Origin of the sequence: Streptomyces sp. NPDC001903, assembly GCF_042891345.1 — a bacterium.
GTDB lineage: Bacteria > Actinomycetota > Actinomycetes > Streptomycetales > Streptomycetaceae > Streptomyces.
Window position 1 is genome coordinate 194,365 of sequence record NZ_JBIASZ010000003.1, and the last position, 16,383, is coordinate 210,747.

The following is a 16,383-nucleotide window of genomic DNA, read 5'->3' on the forward strand; positions in this document are numbered from 1 at the left end:
ATGCGGATGGAGGGTCCGGGTGCCCCGGGCGGTCCGGGCACCTCGTGGGACAGCGGCGGTACGGAACTGCTGCCCGCGGGGCACCGGGTGGGCGACTGGGTGGTCACCGAGCCCATCGGGGCCGGGGGCTGGGCCACGGTGTACGCGGGACGGCGGGCCGGGGCCCGCGGACCGGGGCCGGCTGCGGAGCTCCGCGAGGTCGCCCTCAAGATCATGCCGACCGCCGGACTCGCACCGCGCCAGGCCCGCGGCGTGGCCGAGGCGGCCCGGCGCGAGGTCGAGATCGGGGTACGGGCAGGGCACCCGAGGCTCGTCCGGCTGCTGGACAGCACCGTCCTCAGCGCCCCCGACCACCCGGCGCTGGACGGAGCGATCGTCCTGGTCATGGAGCGGGCCGAGGGAAGCCTGCGCGACCTGCTCGACGCGGGGATCACCGAGGCCGAGGGCGCCCGGCTGATCGCCGGGATCTGCGAAGGACTGGCCCATCTGCACGGCTCCGGCTGGGTGCACGCCGACCTCAAACCCGAGAACGTCCTCATCGGCGCGGACGGTCGCGTCAAGCTCTCGGACTTCGGGCTCGCCGCCGAGCTGACCACCGGTACGCACGGGCACGGGCCGCCGATGGGCACCCTGGACTACCTCCCGCCCGAGCGCTGGCGCGCCCCGCTGGGGGAGCTGGGCGTGGAGATCCGCCCGAGCGCCGACATCTGGGCCCTGGGCATCGTGATCCACGAGGTGTTCGCCTCGGGCGCCCCGCTGTTCTCCGGGGCCACGCCGGTGGCGCGGGGCGCCGCCGTGCAGGAGTACGCGGCGGGGCGCGCGCCCCTGCGCATGGCCCACGGGGTACCGGAGTTCTGGCGTGCGCTCGCCGCCGACTGCCTCGCCCCGACGCATGCCGCGCGCGCCCCGCACACCGCCGAGAGCCTGCTGGAGCGGATCACGGCCCGGCAGGCGGGCCCGGCCGTCCCCCGGAGCCGGACGGGCCGGATCCGGCGGGCGGCGCGGATCGCCCTCCTCGCCCTCGCCGCGTGCGGGGCGGTCGGCTGCGCGATCTGGTCGTACGCCGGTCACGCCGGGCGCGAGGGAGGCCCCGGCTGGCAGGCCGCAAGCACCGAACCACCCCTGCACGTGCGGGTGTTCAACGCCGAGAAGGCCTGCCGGGAGCGCACGGACCGGGATCCGCGGTGCAGTCTGGGCCTGGCGATCGACCCGATGCGGCCGTACACCGCCGGGAACGTCGTGCCGACCCGGGTCTGGCACGACGACGTCCTCGACGCCGACTGCCAACTGCTGCGCGGGGAGGTGGTCATCGACGAGTCGGACACACGGTCCACGCACTGGTTCCGGGTCCGCCTGCCGAGTGCGGACCCGGGAGCGGAGACGAGTGCCGTCGCCTGGCTGCCGGCGGTGCGCACGAAGGACCGCCCGCCGCTCCCCGGATGCCCGGCCCCCACGGCCACGGCCCCCACGGCCACCGCGCCCTCCACGGCCGCCCCGGTGACCCGAAGCCCTTGAGGTGCTGACAACTCCCGGCGACCGGTACAGAATGGGGCGGACCGACGTCGGGGGGCGGTCACATGGGGCAGACAGCGCGGGCATCACAGGCCTCGCGGGCATGGTGGGTGGGCATACCCGTCCTTCTGGCAGGGCTGTTCTTCTGGTGGGCCTCGTACGCCACCACGATCATCGTCTGGGAGGGCCGCAAGCTCCTGTCCTGGCTGGCCGCGCCGCTGCTGCTCATCGCGTTCCTCCTGCTGGTGGGGCTGGCGGTGCGGCTCGTCCGGCGCCGTCGCGGCGGCGGCGCGGGCGGCGGGAGCGCGGGGGTGGTCCTCGGATGGCTGGGCGCCGTCCTCGGGCTGGGCCTCGGGATCTGGTGGCTGGTGTACGGGTCGTACCTCCAGGACCGGGAGTACATGCAGAACGTGCAGATCGTGAGCGCGCCGGTGCCCGAACTGGCGGCCCGCGCGCCCTACGTGGTCGGGAAGGCGCAGGCGGCGCCGCACCTGGGCGACGTCACCGGCGAGATCTCCGACATCACCTACCTGCCCGACTCGGACCGGTTCGCGACCCTCGTCGAGCGGCGCGGCTGGCTCTCCGGGTACGAGGTCGGCCTCGAGCAGGACGTCCCGCTCGGCGGCAACAGCCGCTCCCAGCAGCGCTGTTCGTTCGACATCGACAAGGCCGACGCGCGGATCGGCGGCTGGTTCGGCCACAACCTCGGCCGGAAGATCTCGGCCCTGCAGCGCTGGGTGCGCTTCGACTCCGACGACGCGTACGTGACCTGCAAGGGCGACACCCCGACCGTGGTCGTCCCCCTCAAACGCCAGACCGGGCTCCTGGTGGTGACCGAACGGCCCGCCGGAGTCGCGCTCTACGACGGGCGGACCGGGAAGCTCACCATCACCACCGACACGGCGAAGGTGCCCGGCCCCTCCTATCCGCTCAGTCTCGCGGCCCGGCAGCGGGAGGGGACCGCCGCCGTCGGCAGCTTCAGCGACTGGTGGTTCGAGCGCAGCGGCTGGGACGCGTCCGAGGACGGGGCGAACGCGGGCAACGAGTCGGAGTTCACCCTCAAGTACCGCGACACGAGCGGGCACAGTGCGTACGTCACCCCCCTCACCCCCCAGGGGGAGGCCAGTTCGGTGGTGGCCGTCTCGACCGTACCGACCAGCCACCAGGGCCGCGGGCTCGCCCCGATGACCGTCCACCGGCTCGATCCCACCTGGTCCTCACCGCAGGCGCTCGTCGCGCTGATCAAGGCCGAGTACCGGGACGTCTGCTGCTACAACGACGACCAGGTGTTCGAGGTGGTGCCGACGGGCGGCAGCACGTGGACCGCCACCGTCGGCAGCGCGCAGAACATCCGCTACCGCGTGGAGGGCCGGGGCCAGGTGGGCGGGCGCGAGGCGACCTGCCTGAAGGCCGCCGACGGGGCCCTCATCAAGTGTGCGTACGCGGCGCCCGGATCGCCGGAGGAACAGGAACTCCGGCGCCGGGAACAGGAGAAGCAGAAACAGCAGCAGTCGGGCCAGAGCCCGGGCGGCGCCAAGGACCCCGGCGATCTCTCCGCGTACACCCCGGAGCAGCTCGCCGAGCTCCAAAAGCGCGTGTCCGACGAGGTCGTCCGCCGGCTCAAGGGCGGCGGTTAGCAACGGGGGCGGGACCCGCGCGGTCCCGCCCCCGGCCGGCCGCGGGTCAGGCCGCGGCCGCAGCCGCGAGGACGGGAACATCACCTCCGGCACCGGTGTCGGCAACGGCGTCGGCGTCCGTGAGCAGCTCCATGAGCGAGGTACGGGCGCGGGCCACCCGCGAGCGGACCGTGCCGATCGGGCAGCCGAGCGCAGTCGCGGCCTCGGCGTACGGGAGCCCCAGGACCTGGGTCAGGACGAAGACCTCGCGCCGCTCGGCGGGGATCGTCCCCAGCAGCTCCGTGAGGGCGATCCCCTCCTCGAAGCCGGGCAGGTCGCGCGGCTGCGCCCGTTCGGCGGCGGTCTGCCAGTCGTCCCGGTCCGAGATCCTGGGCCGGGCCGCCTTGTGGCGGAGGCTGTCGATGACGGTGCGCCGGGCGATCGAGAGCAGCCACGTACGGGCGGACGAGCGCCCCTCGAAGCGGTGCAGGCTGCCCAGGGCGCGCAGGAAGGTCTCCTGGGTCAGGTCGTCCGCCGACTGCGGATCGGCGCTGAGGTAGGCCACGTAGCGCCGGACGTCGCGGTGCAGGGCGCGCACGAAGCGGTCCACCGCGTCGGGGTCGCCGTCCCTGGCGGCGAGCGCCAGCAGGGTCGTCGACTCGTCCGGGCCGCCGGTCTGGCGTGCGGGTGCCGTCCGTGCGGCGGTCGGACGGGGAAGCAGGGCAGGGGTCATCGCCTGATGTCCTAACGGGAATCCGGGATCCGGGTCCGGCGCCGCGTGCGCACTGCGGGGCGGGCCGGTGAGCGGTACGGCCTGCCGGACGGCAGGGCCGATGACCGAGGCGCGCGGCGGTGCGGCGGCGCGCCTCGGTGAGCCGGCTGTCAGATGACAGCGGTCCCGGGGGGCGGGCCCCTTGAGGTGATGGCGTGGACGAGCAGGCGCCCGCGCAGCGCCCGGGCCCGGCGGCCCGCGCGTACGCGCGGGCGCGGGCGGTCGGCGGGTGCGGGAATCCGCAGGGTCCACCGCAGCGGTACGAGCAGCAGGCCGGCCAGGGCGCGCAGCACGCGGAAGGCGCCCCGCTCCCCGTGGGCGAGCCAGAGCCCGCAGAGCAGGGCGGCGAGCAGGTGCGCGGCGAGCATGCCGGTCGTTGACGTGGATCCGTCGGCATGCCCGGCCGGCATCCCCATCGGCATGGTCATGCCGCCGCCGGCCATCGCGTGCGCGGCGTGGTGGGCGTGACCGGCCGTACCGGGCGGCGGCCGGTCCGCCGACGGGTGGGCCGCAGCCTGGGCCAGTGAGAACCCGGTGTGCAGGGCGGCCTGGACGGCGACGGTCGCGGAGGTGACGGCCAGGAGGCCGCGTTCGCGATCGGCGAGGGACCAGGCGACCGCTCCGGTGGCGACCGCGGCCACTCCCATCGCCCACCAGGGGACGGTCTTCCCCGACATGAGGACGTGGCCGAGGGATGCGAGCAGCACGCAGACGGCCGCGAACAACGCGGCCCTGAGAGCGCGGCAACATCGACCGGGAGTCATGGCGGGCTCATCGTCGCACCCCTCTCATGACGGCCACAGAGGGGCGCCGGGAATTGGCACGACCGGACAAAACCATATGTGTCGCACGCCACAACAGGGCCTGGGAACCCAGTGGTTCATCGCCACGACTCCTGCCCTGGACCGAAATGGCGGCCACGGAAGGGGAGTCGGTGGTGGGGGAGCGGACGGCGTCGCCGAAGACCGCGGGGACGGCGGCGGAGGGCAGACTGACGGCGCTGCTCACCGGTGCCATGGCCTTCTCGATGCTCCAGCTCTTCCTGCTCGGCGCGTTCGGCCCGCGCCTGGTGGACGAGCTGGGAGTCTCGCCGACCGTCCTCGGCCTGACGACCACCATCGGCTTCGGCACCGCGGCCGTGCTCTCGCCGGTCGGCGGGCGCATGGTGGACCGGACGGGCCCGCGCCGCTCCCTCGTCGTGCTGCTGCTGGTGTCCGCGGCCGCGCTCGCGCTGATCGGCGCCGCGCCCGGCCCGGGCTTCCTCCTCGCCGCGGTGGCGCTGGGCGGACTGCCGCAGGCGCTCGCCAATCCCGCGACCAACAAGGCGATCCTGGCCGCCGTGCCGCCCGCCCGCCGCGGGTCGGTGACCGGGATGAAGCAGTCCGGCGTCCAACTCGGGGCGTTCGCCGCCGGGTTGCCGCTGGCGGCGCTGGCCGGCGGCATCGGCTGGCGCGGGGCCGTGTGGACGGCCGCCGCCGCGGCCGCGCTGGCCGCGCTCTGGGCGCATCGCGCCCTGCCGGCCGACCCGGCGCCGGCCAAGGCGCCGCCCCGCGCCCCGCTCGTCCCGCGCGGCGCCATCGCCTGGCTGGCCGTCTTCTCGCTCTTCCTGGGCTGCGGCATCGCCTCCGTCAACACGTACGTGGCCCTCTTCGGGGCCCAGCGGCTCGGCATGGGTCCGACGGCGGCCGCCGCCCTGGTGGCGGTCCTCGGCGTCGCGGGCATCGGCGGCCGGGTGGGCTGGTCGAAGGCGGCCCGGCCGGGGCGCGCCGAGTGGCTGCCCGGCGGGCTGGCGGCGGGCGCCGTGCCGGCCGCCTGCCTGCTGGCCGCCGCGCTGTACGTGCCGCCGCTGGTCTGGGTCGCGGCCGTCGCCGTGGGGGTGTTCGCCGTCTCCGGCAATGCCGTCTCGATGGTGCTCGTGATGCAGCGGGCCGCCCCGGGTCGGGCCGGTCAGGACTCCGCGCTCGTCGCCGCGGGCTTCTTCGCCGGGTTCGCGGTCGGGCCGCCGCTGTTCGGACTGCTGGCGCAGGCGGGCCGGTACGGGCCGGGCTGGCTGCTGGTCGCCGCCGAGTTCGCCGTGGCCGCCGCCGTCGCGACGACCTGGGCCGTACGGGAGCGGCGGCGCGGCCCGCGTGCGGAGGTCCCGGCGTGACCCCGTTGCGGACACCCCCCGACTGGGCCGGGCGGGCGCTGGCCGACGTACTGGAGCGCGCCGCCCTCACCCGTAACGAGACCGGCGGCCGGTTCCCGCTGTACGCCGACCCGGAGACCGGCCGCTGGACGACCACCGGCCGCGGAGCGTGGACCGGCGGGTTCTGGGCCGGGCTGCTGTGGCTCCGGGCCCGGCACACCGGGGACACGGCCGACCGGGCGGCCGCCGCCGCGTGCACGGCCCGGCTGGCCGACTGGGTCGAGGCCGACACCGCCACGCGCGGCCTGATCCTCTGGTACGGGACGGCGCTCGCCACCGGTGACCCCGGGGCCCGCGAGCTGCGGACCCGGGCGGCAGGCGCCGCACTCGCCGCGCTGGACCCCGGACTCGGCCTGGTGCCCTGGGGTTCGGCCTTCGGCGGCCCCCGGCTGCTGGCCCGCGTGGACGGCGTACCGGGCCTGGTGCCGCTGCTCGCCGGCGCGGGCCCGGAGGGCGAACGGGCCGCCGCCTCCCACCTCCACCGGCATCTGGACCTGTGCCTCGGGGCGGGCGGACGCACCGTACCGGCCTGGGAGTTCGCCCCCGGGACGGGCTGGCGGGCGGCGGCGGAGCCGCCGGCCGGCTGGAGCCGGGGCGGTGCCTGGCTGCTGCTGGCGGTGGCCGACGCCCTGCACCGCCCCGAGGTCGCCCGGAGCGCGCCGCACCGGCTGGAGGCGGCGGCCCGACAGCTCGCCGACGCGTGGACGCGGCCCTGCGCCCCGCTCGTCCCGCCGGCGAACGAGGCGCGGCCGGCCGGGCCGCCGGACACCTCGGCCGCCGCGATCGCGGCCGTCGCCCTGCTGAAGCTCGCCCGGGTGCCGGGCTGCGGGCCCGCCCCGCAGTACGCGTACCGGGCGGCCGCGATCCTGGAGCGCCTGGTCGGCGAACACCTGACCCGGGGCAGGCTGCTGGACGGCTGCTACGACGCCGCGAAGGGCGTCGCGGTGCGGCACGAGCTGGTGTGGGGCGACTTCTTCCTCGCGCTCGCCCTGGCCGCACTGACCGGGCTGGTCGACATCCGGGAAGCCTAGGGGGTGTCCGCGAAGTCCCGCCTGCCCCGAGGCGCCCCCAGGGCCCCTACGCCCGGTCCGTCTCGTACGTGCGCAGCACGCGGCGCGCCACCGAGGTGACGTGGAGCTCGTCCGGGCCGTCGAGGATGCGGGCCGCGCGACCGCTGCGGAACAGCGCCGGCAGCGGGGTGTCGGGGCCGAGTCCGGCCGCGCCGTGGACCTGGATGGCCGCGTCCGCGACCTGCTGGAGCATGCGCGCCGCGGCCACCTTGGCCAGCCCGACCTCCACGTGCGCGTCCAGGCCCGCGGCGATCTTCGCCGCGGCCTCGTGCACCAGCGGGCGGGCGGTGCGCAGCGCGAGCAGCGCCTCGAAGACGTGGCTCTGCACGAGCTGGTGGCCGGCCAGCGGACCGCGCGATCCCGTACGGGAGTTGGCGCGTGCGCACATCAGGTCGAAGGCGCGCTGCGCCTGGCCGAGCCAGCGCAGGCAGCGCAGGGTGCGGCCGAGCCGGAGCCGTTCCGCGGCGACGGCCAGGGCCTGTCCGCGCCGGCCGACGAGGTGGTCGGCGTCCACCGCGACCTGGTCGAAGTCGATCTCCCACTGGCCGCAGGCCCCGAACACGGGCAGTTCGCGCACGACGCGGAAGCCGGGGGAGCCGGTGGGGACCACCAGGAGGGAGAGGCCCTCGCGGTCCCCCGGCTCCCCGTCGGTCCGGGCGAGGACGGTCACCAGATCGGCCCCGGCCGCTCCCGAGACGAACCACTTGCGGCCGCTGACGCGCCAGCTGCCGTCGGGCTGTTCCTCGGCCCGGGTCGCGGTACGCACCGGATCGGTGCCCGGGGTGTCCGGTTCGGTCATGGCGTAGCAGGCGCGCAGCTCCCCGGCGGCCAGCCGCGCGGGGTACGCGTCGCGGATCCGGTGGCTGCCGTGCTTCCACAGCATGGTGGCGTCGAGCAGGGAGGCGGAGCCGAGGGCCGCCGGCCCGTGATCGCTCGCCCCCTCGGCCTCGGCGAGGTGCGCGTACCGCGCGAAGGGGATCCCCTGGCCCCCGAGTTCGGCGGGCAGCGGCAGCGCCCAGAGCCCCTCCTGCCTCGCCTGGGCCTGCAACTCCCGCAAGGCCGCGGCCGCTTGCGGGCCGCCCGCGTCGAGCACGGTCTCGCAGGGCATGACCCGGCTCCGGACGAAGTCCGCGACCCGGTCCCTCAATGCATCTCCGTGGCTCTGCACCACTTTCCTCCAACGTGCCGGGAACCCGTGGGAACGGCAGTCCGACTGCCTTCCCGAGGAACTGGTCGGGTGCGCACCCCCCTTGGTTCCCCGCAACGCGCACATCCGAGAAGAGGAGAGGCATGGCTTCACCAGCCGTCACCCGCACGGTCCGGCCGCTCGAAGGACTGCACCTCACCGCCTCGGGACCACCCGGGCTGACCGGCCTGGCCCGGGAGCACCTCAGGCTCCTCGGCGCGGTCACCGAAGCCGAGGCCGAGGCCGACGCCGCGACCGGAACCGGATCGGGCGAGATGCACGACCCCGCCGAGCCGCGCGACGGCCGCGGGCCGGCCCGCGTCTGCCTGTCCGGCGCCGGTTTCGACCGGCAGGAAGCGGCCGTCCGCTGGTCGGCGCACCCCGCGAGCGGTATGACCGACGAGGCCACCGTCCAGGCGGCCACCGGCATCATGGCCGTGCACGGACGGCGCGACGGCGCACCCCGCGGCCTCGCCGTGGACTACGCGGCCGCCGCCACGGGGGTGCTCGCCGTACAGGGGCTGCTCGCCGCACTGCTGGCCCAGGCCCGGGGCGGCCGTGCGGTCAAGGTGACCACGGGCGCCGACCGGGCCGGGCTGCTGGCGGTGTCCCAGTACCTCGCCGCAGCCGGGGCTGACGAGGGCGAGGCCGCCGAACTGGCCCCGGGCGGCCCCCCGTTCACTTCCGCCGACGGCATCCTCTTCGAGCTGGAGACCCTGGACCCGGGTGCCTGGGCCGCGTTCTGGGGGGTCCTGGAGACCCCCCTCGCGGCCGTACGGGCCGGATGGCGGCCGTTCCAGTTCCGGTACGCCACCGCCTGCGCCCCCTTCCCGGCGGCCCTGCACACCACCGCCCGTACGCACACCTGGCGGCGGATCCAGGCGGCGGCCGCGGACTCCGGCGCCGAGGTCTGCCGCCTGCGGACCCTCGCCGAGCGCGCCGCCGAACACGACGGCGCCGCGCCCTGGTCCCTCACCCCGTACGGATTCGGCCACCGGACCGCCGTCACCCGCACCCCCGTGGCGCCCCTCCCCGTCCGGCCGCTGGCCGGTCTGACCGTGCTCGAAGCGGGCCGCCGCATCCAGGCCCCGCTCGCCGCCCACCTGCTGGGCCTCCTCGGCGCCGACGTCGTCCGGATCGAGCCCCCGGGCGGCGATCCGCTGCGCGGCATGCCGCCCGCCTGCTCGGGCATCTCCGCCCGCTGGCTCGCGCTGAACCGCGGCAAGCGGGCCGTCGAGGTGGACATCAAGTCGGTCGCCGACCGGCGCCGGCTGCGCGAGATGGCCGCGCAGGCCGATGTCTTCCTGCACAACTGGGCCCCCGGCAAAGCGGCCGCGCTGGGCCTCGACTCCACCCACCTGGCCGCCGTGAACCCCGCGCTCGTCTACGCGTACACCGGCGGCTGGGCGGGCCGGATCCCCGGCGCCCCGATGGGCACGGACTTCATGGTCCAGGCCCGCACCGGCGTGGGCGAAGCCGCCCGCCCGCAGGGCGAGCCGCCCGCGCCCTCCCTGATGACCCTGCTCGACGTACTGGGCGGGCTCCTGGGCGCCGAGGCCGTACTGGCGGGGCTGCTCCTGCGGGAGCGCAGCGGCGGAGCGGGCGTCCGCGTGGACTCCTCGCTGCTCGGCGCCGCCGACGTGCTCACCGCCCCCGCCCTGCGCCGGGCGCTGCGCGGGGAGCACCCGCGCCGGCCGGCCGGCTTCCGGAGCCCGCTGCGCACCGCGGACGGCTGGATCGCGCCCACCGACACCTGCGCGCCCGCCACCGCCGCGTACGACCTGCGTGAACTGCCCACCGCGGAGGCCCTGGGGCAGCTGCGCGCCCACGGCCTGTCCGCGACCGCCGTCACCGCCGATCCGGCCGACCTGCACCACGACCCGCGCTTCCCCGGCTCGATCAGCCGGGACGCGCACGGCGCCCCCGCCGTTCCCGACCCCTGGAGCTTCCAATGACCGTCGCACTGCACGACCTGCTGCCCGCCGGACTCCGCCGCGGCTGGGCGGCCGACGGCATCTGCCCCGACCTCGACCTGTACAGCCTGTTCCGGGCCCGGCAGATCGCCGACCTGCACGCCACCGCCGTCATCGACGCCAAGGGCAAGCTCTGCTACACCGCGCTGGACCGCAAGGTGCGATGTCTGGCCGCCGGGCTCCGCGGCCTCGGCATACGGCCCGGCGAGGTGGTCGGCGTCCAGCTCCCCAACGGCCGCGGCGCGGTCATCGCCGATCTGGCGCTGGCCGCCATCGGCGCGGTGGCACTGCCCTTCCCGGTCGGCCGGGGGAGTCTGGAGGCCGAAGTCCTGCTGCGCACGGCGGAGGCCGTCGCGGTCGTCGCGGCCGTCGAACACCGCGGCAGCCACCCTGCCGCCGAGCTGCGGCCCCTGGTCCCGGCCCTGCCGGAGCTGCGCCACGTCATCGCCGCCGGGAGAGCCGGCAGCGCGCCTGAAGGAACGATTCCGCTGACCGGGCTGCTGCGCTCCGACCCGGCCGCGTTCGTGCCCGAGCGCCCCGACCCCGACAGCGCCGCCCGCATCCTCGTCTCCTCCGGCTCGGAGGCGGAGCCGAAGATGGTCGCGTACTCCCACAACGCGCTCGCCGGGGGCCGGGGCAACTTCCTCGCCTCGCTCATGCCCGACGGGACCCCGCCGCGCTGCCTGTTCCTCGTACCGCTCGGGTCGGCGTTCGGGTCCAACGGCACCGCCGTCACGCTCGCCCGGCACGGCGGAACGCTGATCCTGCTCGACCACTTCACCCCGGAGGCCGCCCTCGCCGCCGTGCGCGAGCACCGGCCGACGCACGTCCTGGGCGTCCCCACGATGGTCCGCATGATGCTGGACCGGCTGGAAGGCCCCGGTCCCGGCGCGGGCGAACTGCCCGCACCCACCGCCCTGGTCCTCGGCGGCTCGGCCCTGGACGAGACCACGGCCGAGGACGCCGCACGCGCCTTCGGCTGCCCGGTCGTCAACCTCTACGGCTCGGCCGACGGGGTCAACTGCCACACCGGGCTCGGTGAGGAGGCCCCCGGGGCCGACGCCACCGGGGTGGTGGCGGGCCGCCCCGACCCCCGCGTCGCGGACATCCACATCGCCGACCCCGACACGCACGAGCGGCTCCCGGACGGGGAGATCGGGGAGATCATCGCCCGCGGGCCCATGACCCCGATGTGCTACGTCGCCTCCCCGGAGCTCGACGCCCGCTACCGCACCCCCGAGGGCTGGGTCCGTACGGGAGACCTCGGCCTGATCGACGAGGGCGGGGTGCTGCACCTCGTCGGCCGCCTCAAGGACATCGTCATCCGGGGCGGGGCCAACATCAGCCCCGCCGAGGTCGAGCGCGAACTCGCCTCGCACCCCCGCGTACGGGACGTCGTGTGCGTGGGCGTCCCGGACCAGCTGATGGGCGAGCGGCTGGCGGCCTGCGTCGTACCGCGCGGCCCCGAGGCCCCGACGCTCGCATCGCTGGGCGAGCACCTCACCCGCCGCGGGCTCGAACGGCGCAAGCACCCCGAGCGCCTGCTGGTGCTCGCGGAACTCCCGCTCACCCCGGCCGGCAAGCCCGACCGGGCGGCCCTGCGCGAGCGGCTCACGCGGCCCGCGGCCTCCGCCCCCAGGACGGCCCCCGCGCCTCCGCTGGCCCACGCGGGCTGACGGAACCACCCGGTGCCGTGGCCGCGGACGCGGACGCCGACGCGGACGCGGACGCGGACGCGAAGGGCGGGAGAGCGACCCCGGTCGCTCTCCCGCCCTTCGTGCCGTCAGCGGATCAGGAACCGCCCATGGCCTTCTTCAGTTCGGCCGCCGCGTTGCGGTAGACCGGCAGCAAGTCCAGGTCGGCGCCCGGATAGTTGACGATCTCGATCTGCCGGGCACCCGAGTCGGGCAGGACGGTCCCGGTCGACATGTGGGCATTGTCCAGGACCAGGGCGGGCTTCTTGCCGGAGAGTTCGGCGAGCTGCGCCGGGGTGACCGCTTCGGGGCCGTACGTGCCGACCGGCGCGGCCCCGGCCAGCTTCGCGGACCAGGCGGTGAACACCTGGCTGACGACCGCCGGGCTCTTCCCGCCCGGCCAGGAGCCCTGGACGTCCTTCGAGAGCTTCGCGTACTCGGTGTCGAAGGAGGCCGTCCACCGCGTGGCGGCCTCCTCGGTTCCGAACAGCTTGCCCAGTTTGGCCACTTCGGCCTTGACCTTGTCGGCGTCGTTGTCGAGGTTCACCTCGACCAGTTCGGCCTTCGAGCCCGCCGCCTCCTTGATCTTCGCCGCGTACGGCTCGAAGGGCGCGTAGAGCACGAAGTCGGCCTTGCCGACGGCGGCGAGGTCGGAGGGCTTGGGGTCGTAGTCCGGGGCGTGGTGCACCGACTGGGGCACGATCACCTTGACGTCCTCGGCGCCGGCGGCCTTGGCGAAGGCGCCCTCCCAGGTCGTGGTGACCACGACGACGGGTTTCCCGCCGGGGCGGCCGGACGGGCTGTCTCCGGAAGCGGCCTTGCCGTTGCCGTTGTTGTCCGCGCAGCCGGTGACGAGGGCCGTCAGTGCCGCGCTCAGTGCGAGGAGGGAAGCGAATCGGACGCGGGTGCGCGCCATGTGCTGATGCTCCGTTCGGGGATGAGATGGACCGCGAGGACGAGCGCCCCCGCGGTGAGGACGAGGACCGGCCCGGGCGGCCAGTCGAGCCGAAGGGCGAGGAGGAATCCGGTCAGGTTCACGGCCACCCCGATGCCGACCGCCCACAGGGTGATGGACCGCAGCGAGGTGCCCAGGCGGCGGGCCGCGAGCGCCGGCAGCAGGGTGAGGGCGTCGACGAGCAGCGCCCCGGTGAGCTTGATCGCCCCGGCGACCGCCACCGCGACCAGGACCAGCAGGACGACGGTCAGCGCCTGCACCGGTACCCCGGAACACTGGGCCAGCTCCCGGTCGTACAGCAGCAGGGCCACATCGCGCCGCCGCCACCAGAACAGTCCCGGTACGAGGGCCGCCAGCGCGCCGAGCACCACGAGATCGGAGGTGCCCACGGACAGGATCGAACCCCACAACAGGGCGAACGCACCGGAGGCGTTGACCCCCGACACGGCGAGGACGAGCAGCGCGGCCGCGATGGCCAGGCTCATCAGCAGGCCCATCGCCCCGGACAGCCCGTCCGGGGTGCGGGCGAGGGGAGCCACCCCCGCCCCGGCCACGGCGCAGGCGACGAGCGCGCACAGCATCGGATCGAGCCCGGTCAGCAGCCCGACCGCGATGCCCAGCAGGGCGACGTGCATCATCGCGAAGCGCACCGGCATGATGTCGAGACCGACGATGACCACACCGATCACCGGCAGGCCGATCGCGGCCAGCAGCAGGGCGACGCCCGCCCGCTGCACGGGGACCAACCGGAGCAGTTCGCCGAGGTCGGCGCCCGCGAGGATCACGCGACCTCCCGCAGCCGGCCCGCGGCCATCTCCAGTACGCGGTCACAGCGCTGTGCGAGCGCCCGGTCGTGCGTCACCACGACGAGGGTCACCGGCAGTGCGGCCAGGACGTCGGCGGCCTCCTCCTGACCGCTGAAATCCAGCGCGGCCGTCGGCTCGTCGGCCAGCAGCACCTCGGCCCCCGCCGCCACCGCTCCGATCGCCCGGGCCAGGTACATCCGCTGCAACTGCCCGCCGGACAGCGTGTGCAGCGGCCGTCCGAGCAGCGCGCCGACCCCCAGCTTCCGTGCCGCTTCCGCGGCCTCGGCGGGCGCGCCGCCGCTGGCCAGCAGCTCGTCCCCGAGGAGCGGGAAGCGGCCGGCCGCCGGTTTCTGCGGGATCCAGGCGCAGCAGCGCCGCCGCCAGGCCCATTCGGCGGCCGAGCCGGTGCCGCGGCCGCCGACCAGGATGCTGCCGGACACCTGGCGGTGCAGCCCGAGGACCGCGCGCAGCAGCGTGGTCTTGCCGGAGCCGTTGGTCCCGGTCAGCGCGACGCGCTCGCCCGCCGCGATCTCCAGGTCGACGTCGGCGACCGCCTCGACCCGGCCGTGGCGGCACGCGACCCCCCGCATGCGTACGTCCAGCCCGCCCATCCGTCGCCCTCCCGTCCTCCGGTGCCGGGTGGCTCCCCGCACGCGGAGTTGGTCGGACGCGGGCACGTCCCGGTTCCGGCCGCGGCCGATCCGGTTCGGGGCACGGCCGATCCGGTTCGGGGCACGTCCGATCCGGTTTCGGTCGGGGAGGGGATCCGGTTCAGCTCATGGGGAGGGGGCCGGGGTCGAGGCCGGGGCGGGCGCCGGGTCGTCGCCGCCCTGGTCGAGCCGGAACGGCGGGTACTCGTCCGTCATCAGCGCGGCGTACGCGGCGACGCGCAGCACCCACCGGTGGAGCCCCACGTTCAGCTCGAACAGGCCGCGCGGGTACGTGGAGGTGAAGGCCAGCGCCACCGCGGCGAAGAGGGCCAGCAGCGGGATGAGGCCGCCCCCGCACCATCCGTGGCGCATGCCGCCGGTGAAGAAGGCGATGATCAGGTAGTGCGGGATGGCCAGCAGCCACCACTTCACCAGGACCAGGGGCCGCGACAGGCGCTCGGGGTAGGCGATCTCGAGGCGTGCCGGGTAGCCGGGCTCCGGGCCCAGGCTGAAGGGCGGGTACCGGTCGGTGCCGAGGGCCCCGTACGCGTAGTACGAGACCCGCCACGACCAGCGGAGCACGCCGACGTTGAAGTCGAAGAGGCCGCGCGGGTAGCGCTCGGTGAACAGGATCGCGAAGAAGGCGATCACGCTGACCACGAGGAAGGCGATCCAGAGGAAGAACAGCACGATGTAGTGCGGGATCGCCAGGATCCACTTGACCAGCCAGAGCCAGCGCGACAGCGGGCTGTCGAGGTCGGCGCCCACCCTGACGGAGCGGTACGAAGCATCGTTCGCGGACATGATTGCGTCACCGTCCCGTGTCCGGCGTCGTGAGCCCCCCGGGACCTCCGTGTCTTGCCGTTCCCCACCATCATCCGCGCGGCGCGGGACATGCTCCAGTCGGCGTCCCGGGTGTCCGGATGTGACAGAGAGCCGTCATTGCGGCCATCCTCCCGTCCGGCCAGGATGGACGCATGTCCACGCCCCACCGCGTAGTGATCGCGGTCTTCCCCGAGGTCGACCTGCTCGACGTCACCGGCCCCGCCGAGGTCTTCGCCCTCGCGAGCCGGGAGGCCGGGCGCCGGCTGTACGACGTGCGCCTGGCGGGCCCGGACGGGGGCCAGGTCACCACCTCGTCCGGCGTCCGGCTGGTCACCGACCTCTCCTTCGCCGAGGTCGGCGGCGCCGTGGACACCCTCGTGGTGCCCGGCGCCGTCGAGCTGACGCGGGACGGCCCGGTCGCGCACGTCGACGACGAGGTGGTGCGGTGGGTCGCCGCCACGGCCCCGTACGCCGGGCGCGTGGCCTCGGTGTGCGTCGGCGCCCACCTGCTGGCGGCGGCCGGCCTGCTCGACGGGCGCCGGGCCACCACCCACTGGTCCACGGCCGGCCAGCTCGCGGCCGAGCACCCGCGGGTGGAGGTCGACCCCGACCCGATCTTCGTACGGTCGGGCCGGGTGTGGACCGGGGCCGGGATCAGCGCCTGCATGGACCTGACGCTGGCCCTGGTGGCCGAGGACCACGGCGAGGAGCTGGCGCTCGCCGTCGCCCGGCAGCTGGTCATGTACCTCAAGCGGCAGGGCGGCCAGAGCCAGTTCAGCGTGCCGCTCAGCCGGCCGGCGGCCTCCCGCCGGGACATCGACGCCCTGCGCGTCTACATCACCGAACACCTCGGGGCGGACCTGTCGGCGGCCGCGCTCGCGGCCCGGATGAGCCTGAGCGAGCGCCATTTCGCCCGGACGTTCCGCAAGGAGCTGGGCACCAGCCCCGCCGCCTACGTGGAGGCCGTACGGGTGGAAGCCGCCCGCCGGCTGCTGGAGACCACCGACCAGCCGCTGGAACAGGTCGCCGCGGCGGCCGGCCTGGGCTCGGTGGAGACCCTGCACCGGGCGTTCCGCAAGCAGATCGCCACGACCCCGGCCGCGTACCGCCGCCGCTTCCGCACCGCCCACTGACCA

At 75.5% G+C, this 16,383-nt stretch carries 14 protein-coding genes; 7 read left to right on the forward strand and 7 right to left on the reverse strand.

Annotated features, from left to right (window positions below):
• The first annotated feature begins 6 nt into the window (after positions 1 to 6).
• Positions 7 to 1,515, forward strand: a complete 1,509-nt coding sequence (locus tag ACFYZS_RS07610; RefSeq protein WP_389008799.1) for a serine/threonine-protein kinase — start codon at positions 7 to 9, stop codon at positions 1,513 to 1,515.
• Positions 1,516 to 1,577: 62 nt separating this feature from the next.
• On the forward strand, positions 1,578 to 3,149 hold the full coding sequence (locus ACFYZS_RS07615) for a hypothetical protein (protein WP_389007833.1): 1,572 nt from the start codon (positions 1,578 to 1,580) through the stop codon (positions 3,147 to 3,149).
• Between the two features lie 46 nt (positions 3,150 to 3,195).
• Here ACFYZS_RS07615 and ACFYZS_RS07620 read toward each other — a convergent pair whose 3' ends face one another.
• Together ACFYZS_RS07620 and ACFYZS_RS07625 are read right to left on the reverse strand one after the other, a co-directional pair.
• Positions 3,196 to 3,861: a sigma-70 family RNA polymerase sigma factor gene (locus tag ACFYZS_RS07620; RefSeq protein ID WP_389007835.1), complete on the reverse strand. Its 666-nt coding sequence runs from the start codon at positions 3,859 to 3,861 to the stop codon at positions 3,196 to 3,198.
• A gap of 149 nt (positions 3,862 to 4,010) precedes the next feature.
• Positions 4,011 to 4,664, reverse strand: a complete 654-nt coding sequence (locus tag ACFYZS_RS07625) for a hypothetical protein (protein ID WP_389007837.1) — start codon at positions 4,662 to 4,664, stop codon at positions 4,011 to 4,013.
• A gap of 146 nt (positions 4,665 to 4,810) precedes the next feature.
• Between ACFYZS_RS07625 and ACFYZS_RS07630 the strand changes: the two genes are divergently transcribed.
• Together ACFYZS_RS07630 and ACFYZS_RS07635 are read left to right on the forward strand one after the other, a co-directional pair.
• Positions 4,811 to 6,049 (forward strand): MFS transporter, encoded by a 1,239-nt coding sequence (locus ACFYZS_RS07630; protein WP_389007839.1) that lies wholly within the window; start codon positions 4,811 to 4,813, stop codon positions 6,047 to 6,049.
• Positions 6,046 to 7,119 (forward strand): sugar ABC transporter permease, encoded by a 1,074-nt coding sequence (locus tag ACFYZS_RS07635; protein WP_389007841.1) that lies wholly within the window; start codon positions 6,046 to 6,048, stop codon positions 7,117 to 7,119. Before ACFYZS_RS07630 ends, ACFYZS_RS07635 begins: the two co-directional genes overlap by 4 nt.
• 46 nt (positions 7,120 to 7,165) lie before the next feature.
• On the opposite strand, the gene ACFYZS_RS07640 is transcribed toward ACFYZS_RS07635, so the two are convergent.
• Positions 7,166 to 8,266: an acyl-CoA dehydrogenase family protein gene (locus tag ACFYZS_RS07640; RefSeq protein WP_389007843.1), complete on the reverse strand. Its 1,101-nt coding sequence runs from the start codon at positions 8,264 to 8,266 to the stop codon at positions 7,166 to 7,168.
• 182 nt (positions 8,267 to 8,448) lie between these two features.
• Here ACFYZS_RS07640 and ACFYZS_RS07645 point away from each other — a divergent pair, with 182 nt between their 5' ends.
• Positions 8,449 to 10,299: a CoA transferase gene (locus tag ACFYZS_RS07645; protein ID WP_389007845.1), complete on the forward strand. Its 1,851-nt coding sequence runs from the start codon at positions 8,449 to 8,451 to the stop codon at positions 10,297 to 10,299.
• On the forward strand, positions 10,296 to 11,993 hold the full coding sequence (locus tag ACFYZS_RS07650) for a class I adenylate-forming enzyme family protein (protein WP_389007846.1): 1,698 nt from the start codon (positions 10,296 to 10,298) through the stop codon (positions 11,991 to 11,993). Before ACFYZS_RS07645 ends, ACFYZS_RS07650 begins: the two co-directional genes overlap by 4 nt.
• Before the next feature lie 115 nt (positions 11,994 to 12,108).
• Here the strand turns inward: ACFYZS_RS07650 and ACFYZS_RS07655 are convergent, their stop codons facing one another.
• The 4 genes from ACFYZS_RS07655 to ACFYZS_RS07670 all read right to left on the reverse strand — a co-directional run bounded on the left by ACFYZS_RS07655 (position 12,109) and on the right by ACFYZS_RS07670 (position 15,226).
• Positions 12,109 to 12,927 carry an ABC transporter substrate-binding protein gene (locus ACFYZS_RS07655; protein WP_389007848.1) on the reverse strand — a complete coding sequence of 273 codons (819 nt, stop codon included), beginning with the start codon at positions 12,925 to 12,927 and terminating at the stop codon, positions 12,109 to 12,111.
• Positions 12,885 to 13,751: a metal ABC transporter permease gene (locus ACFYZS_RS07660; protein ID WP_389007850.1), complete on the reverse strand. Its 867-nt coding sequence runs from the start codon at positions 13,749 to 13,751 to the stop codon at positions 12,885 to 12,887. Before ACFYZS_RS07660 ends, ACFYZS_RS07655 begins: the two co-directional genes overlap by 43 nt.
• Positions 13,748 to 14,383 carry a metal ABC transporter ATP-binding protein gene (locus tag ACFYZS_RS07665; protein ID WP_389007852.1) on the reverse strand — a complete coding sequence of 212 codons (636 nt, stop codon included), beginning with the start codon at positions 14,381 to 14,383 and terminating at the stop codon, positions 13,748 to 13,750. The genes ACFYZS_RS07660 and ACFYZS_RS07665 overlap by 4 nt, the downstream gene beginning before the upstream one ends.
• A 165-nt stretch (positions 14,384 to 14,548) precedes the next feature.
• Entirely contained in the window at positions 14,549 to 15,226 is a 678-nt protein-coding gene (locus tag ACFYZS_RS07670) for a DUF4389 domain-containing protein (protein WP_389007854.1), read from the reverse strand.
• Positions 15,227 to 15,399: 173 nt separating this feature from the next.
• Here ACFYZS_RS07670 and ACFYZS_RS07675 point away from each other — a divergent pair, with 173 nt between their 5' ends.
• Positions 15,400 to 16,380, forward strand: coding sequence for a GlxA family transcriptional regulator (locus tag ACFYZS_RS07675; protein ID WP_389007856.1), 981 nt, complete (start codon positions 15,400 to 15,402; stop codon positions 16,378 to 16,380).
• Positions 16,381 to 16,383 lie beyond the last annotated feature (3 nt).